Origin of the sequence: Microbacterium indicum DSM 19969 (assembly GCF_000422385.1) — a bacterium.
GTDB classification, from domain to species: Bacteria; Actinomycetota; Actinomycetes; order Actinomycetales; family Microbacteriaceae; genus Microbacterium; species Microbacterium indicum.
This window is the reverse complement of record NZ_AULR01000027.1, coordinates 1-4,811: the sequence shown is the minus strand read 5'-3', so window position 1 is coordinate 4,811 and position 4,811 is coordinate 1. Positions and strand designations below refer to the sequence as shown.

Sequence of the window (4,811 nt, the reverse complement as noted above, 5' to 3'; positions counted from 1 at the left end):
CCCGCTACGACAAGCACGCGATCATCTACCGCGCCGCCGTGATCCTCAACGCCGTCATCGCCTGGACCAAACAATTGTCAGACACACCCTAGGCACGAGGTCCATCCTTCCAGCGATGCCTCACAGCACCACAGCTCAGATGTCACCTGTTCCTACAGCAGACCCGGTCGACCTCGCGACACTCGAATGGGTGCGGCGGTGGAACCATCAACACCTCCACGACAAACTCGGCACGCGCACCCCGATCGAGATCGACAACGCGCACTAAGCTGATCTCGAACCAGGCCTCCCGGCGACCGCCGGGCAGGGAACCCGACAGGAACGAAACCTCGGTCGAATCGATGATCAAGATCGTTGCCTCCCGCAGAACCGTCATACAAGGCGCGGTCTTAGCCACTGCCTATGCCTTGGTGGGTCCCTTCGGACCGCCTCGCCTAGCGACGGCGACTGCACGTGCGGACGAACCGACCGCTGTCATCGGTGCTTCCTCATTCGCTGAGGCCAAATACTACGACTCGACCTGGGAGAACGAGTTTGTAGCTCGCTTCCCTGTGGCGATCGTGCTAGCTGACAGAGATCACCCACTGTCTCTGCACGCCACATGGGACCCTCGTCTGTTCATCGTGCATAGCCCCGCGATCGGCATCATCGGCGAAAGCGCACGGGAGATCACGATCGTGCAGGAAGAGTCAGGGCGTCTGACTGTCGATGTAGATCCGGGTGTCGGTGAAATCGTGCTGCGGGTGGAGTCGATCAATAACTACCCGAACGAGAACCTGAACGCTGTCATCCCCGCGCAAGTGACGTTGTTGGATAATCGCGGGAACACGGCGGACCTGCTCACTGTGGACCCGATCGTAACCCCGTCAGCACCTTGGGGGATCGAGGCAGTGGTCGACTGGGTGGCACGCGGGACGGACGTGGTCCCGTCGCGAATCACAGTGAAAAACGTTGGACCCAACTCTGCGCCGAACGGACTCACGTTCGTCGCTGCGTACGCAGATGTGCTGGCTATGCCGACCGTCAGTCTTCCAGAGGGTGCGGAGCATGCTCCTGCGAGCATAGAAGAACGTTCCTCCGGGGGAATCACCGAGATCACCATCGTCACATCGGACGTGCTTGATGCGGGTAAGGAAGTCGAGATTCTGTTCCCTGTCGATGGCTCCGACTCAGTCCCAGCTGCCTTTACTGACTTCGTGCCCTACGTGCGACTCGAAACCGTTACAGAAGAAGTCGGGATGCGCGCCACGGGCAGATACGTTTCCTACCCGGTGACTGACGCAGGCTCCCAACTCAGCACCTATCTGTCCGCGCCGAGCGCTGGCTGACGACAACAGCATCGACAAACGAAGGACGAGAATCAATGGGTGACCCCTGGGTTGAGGCGACGCAGCTCTGGTACAACACGACGTATGCGGACCGAACAGGACTGGACTTTCCACGTGTCCTCGTGGACGGCCAGACCGGATGGCAAACTGTGTACGCGCTGACGCGGGCCCTTCAGTTCGAGTTGGGCCTGACCACGCTCGCCGACAGCTTCGGACCCGCAACCCTCGCCGCCCTCACAAACTACGGGACGATCTCGTCTACATTTCCCAACACCTCGACCGCCCCGTCGAACATCGTGAAGATCATTCAGGGCGCGTTTTACTGCAAGGGATACAACGCCGGAAACGGCGACCTCACCGGACAGTGGAGCCCCACGATGGAGCTCGCTGTATCTACCCTTCGCCAGGACCTCGGTTTGCCCGGAAACCCCGCGGTCGTGCCTCCTAAGCTCGTAAAGTTCTTGCTCACCATGGACGCGGCACGCTTACTTTCAGGCGGCGACACGGTCATCCGGGCAGGGCAGCAGATGATGAACGCGCGCTATCTCAATAGGCGCAATTTCTACCTCATCTCCACAGATGGCTACTTCCTGCGCGATACCCACCGAGCGCTGATGTTCGCTATCCAGTACGAAATCGGAATGGATGATGATGTCGCCAATGGAAATCTCGGTCCGGGTACGAAAGCGGGACTCCAGGAACAGGCGAACCTTGTGGTCGGATCGACCGATAACGCGAAGCGCTTCGTGCAGATCTTCAATTTTGCACTAAGAGTCAACGGCTATCCGGCAACTTTTAGCTCCACCTATACGAGCGCGACCGCCGGCTACACGAGAGCATTCCGAACCTTCGTCGCACTCCCCACGACAGGAACGGCGAACCTGCAAACCTGGGCTTCCTTACTGGTGAGCACTGGCGATCCTGACCGGGCGGGTACGGGCGCAGATTGCGTCATGACGATCAATGCCGAACGGCTCGCAACGCTTCGAAACGCGGGATATACGCATTTCGGACGCTACTTGACGAACACTCCCGACCAAGAACTCGACAAGTGTATAAAACAGGGTGAGCTCGAGCGAATTTTCGGAGCGGGTGGCCGCGTGTTCCCGCTGTTCCAAACGGGTGGCAGCAGTATCGAGCATTTCACGTACAAACGTGGAGAGGAAGTTGGGGAGGAAGCCGGCATCGCTGCATGGGCGTATCGAATCCCTAGCAACTCAACCATCTACTTCTCCGTCGACTTCGACGCGCTACCCTACCAGGTCACCGAATCGGTTATCCCGTATTTCCAGGGCGTTCAACAACGATTGGGAAGAACGGGGCGTAACTACCGGATCGGCATCTACGGACCACGCGATGTGTGTCGGGCTGTTGTCGCGGCCGGGCTCGCGGAAAGTAGCTTTGTCTCCGACATGTCGACCGGATATGCAGGGAACCTTGGCCAGCCACTACCGGAAAGCTGGGCGTTCGACCAAATTCAGACCTTATGGCTCGGATCGGACGGTGGAAGGATCCAGATCGACAAGAACGTCGTCTCCGGTCGAGACGGCGGGATCGGTTCGATCACCGCAGAACTAAGATCCACGCCCGACCCGCAAATCCCATCATCTCAATTCGCTGCGTTCGAGGAGGAATGGTTCCGGGAATGCTACGAACACGAAGACTCCCTAGGTCAACAGCTACTCATGCCGCGCAATAGGGACAACGTCAAGAATCGCATACAGGAACACGACGAGTACATCACTCAGGTAGCGACCACCCTAAAGGTCCCGAAGGCGCTCATCATGACGCCTCTTATTTGGGAGGGCATGGTCATCCGCTTTGATGATGACGCCGCCGACGCGGCGGTCATCGCGTATTACGCTTCAATGGAACGGACCGGCAGCGCCCCTCCTGGCGCCCGCGACGACAGCTCCACGGGTCCCGCCCAAATGTTCGCGCGAACCGCTATCAGGGCAAACAACTGGGGTGTCGAGAAAGGGCTCGTCACGTCGCGGACGTACGACCCCGACAACTGGCGCGACATCTGGGAGATGTGGCAAACGGTGCACACCAGCGAGGAAGCGGCAATCCAGTTGGCGGCCTTGAACATGATGGCCGAAGCATTCAAGGGCGCAGGTGTCGAACCGACCGACCTTCGCACCATGAACCCGAGTCAGGTCATGGCCATGTGCGTCGGCTATAATGGTTCGTGGTATGACGGGCCGGGTACATCCGCGTTGATCTACGGTCGCCGAAGGATGGCCTTATACTACACAATCCACCGGTGGCATCAAATGTTCTAAACGCGAGAGACTACATGGAACAGGGCACAAAGCGAACGGTCGCGGTGGTTCTGATCGCTTCGATCGGCGCCGTGATGGGCGTATTGGCGGCCGCGGAATTCAACCTAGCGGGCGTCATCTTGACAACTTCCGGGTTCGATGTCGCGTACTTCTGGGAGCCATTGGAAGGCTCCATCACTACCGCGTTCGGATGCCTGCTGTTGCTGGGGTGGGTGATCTCTCTGGTCATCCTCATCGTTACCGGCCGGAGCACGCAGCGACGTTTTCGGCGCACTCACTGGGTGGGCATCTTCGCGATACTGCTCAGCATCATCCTGGTGGGCAGTGCCCTCTCCGTCGCGGGTATCGTTCTCCCCGCACAGTATGAATGGGCCCTTTATTGAGGGTCACCGTTATGGCAACGCGCGTACCATCCAGGTGGACTACCACGACGGCGATCGTTCGGATCTTCGCAGCTAGTCTAGTGCTGTCGACCCTCGCCGTGGGCTTCTTCGTCGACTGGAGTGGTCAAGGCCACAACCTCTTCAACTATTTCGGCTACTTCACGAACCTCACAAGCCTTCTCGCGGCGCTGACGTTCATCGTCACCGGCGCTATCGCCCTCGCAGGACGTTCATCCCCGTACCCGCTGGTGCTGGCCCGCGCGGTAGCCACCACCTGCCTGCTTCTTGTCGCGGTCGTTTACAACGGTTTCGTTCCCGGTACCGGCTCAGCCCCGCCATGGGTGAGCGTCCTTCTGCACTTCGTGTATCCAACCACTGTCGTTCTCGATTGGATTTTGATATCTGATCGCTTGCGCCCGGCTTGGTCACAACTGTGGTGGGTATTTCCATACCCATTGGTGTGGATGGCCGTCGTTCTCCTTCGCGGCACCCTTGACGGTTGGGTGCCCTACGGGTTTCTGCTTCCCGACCGCGGCATCCTCGCACTCGTGCTGACAACTGCGGGGCTTGTGGGGCTCCTGTTGATCGCTGGTTCTCTGGTGTGGGTGTTATCGCGCGTATGCAAAGGGCCTCATCGTGTTTGAGGGTGTAGCAGCGGTCTGAGGCCGCCGGCCTCGAGTTGAATCGGCCTGGGTTTCGTTCCGATCTTGGCCAGAGACGTGTCATCTCGCAGGACTTCGGTGACAGTTCTGCATCAGGACATCGGTGACGCTTCTCAGGGTCTTGGTGGTGACACTTCGGCCGGTCGGATTGGT

Annotated in this window: 4 protein-coding genes; all 4 read left to right on the top strand. The window is 59.1% G+C overall.

The annotated features are described in order from the left end of the window. Positions 1–341 precede the first annotated feature (341 nt). The 4 genes from H576_RS16790 (at position 342) to H576_RS15765 (ending at position 4,640) form a co-directional block, all read left to right on the top strand. Positions 342–1,328 carry a hypothetical protein gene (locus H576_RS16790; RefSeq protein ID WP_156888228.1) on the top strand — a complete coding sequence of 329 codons (987 nt, stop codon included), beginning with the start codon at positions 342–344 and terminating at the stop codon, positions 1,326–1,328. A 35-nt stretch (positions 1,329–1,363) separates the two neighbouring features. Beyond that, entirely contained in the window at positions 1,364–3,613 is a 2,250-nt protein-coding gene (locus H576_RS15770; RefSeq protein WP_051172745.1) for a glycoside hydrolase domain-containing protein, read from the top strand. A 14-nt stretch (positions 3,614–3,627) separates the two neighbouring features. Next, the gene (locus H576_RS0112290; RefSeq protein WP_156888227.1) at positions 3,628–3,996 is read left to right on the top strand and encodes a hypothetical protein; all 369 of its coding nucleotides are present in this window, start codon (positions 3,628–3,630) and stop codon (positions 3,994–3,996) included. 80 nt (positions 3,997–4,076) lie between these two features. Next, entirely contained in the window at positions 4,077–4,640 is a 564-nt protein-coding gene (locus tag H576_RS15765) for a Pr6Pr family membrane protein (RefSeq protein WP_211215817.1), read from the top strand. The last annotated feature ends 171 nt before the right edge of the window (positions 4,641–4,811 follow it).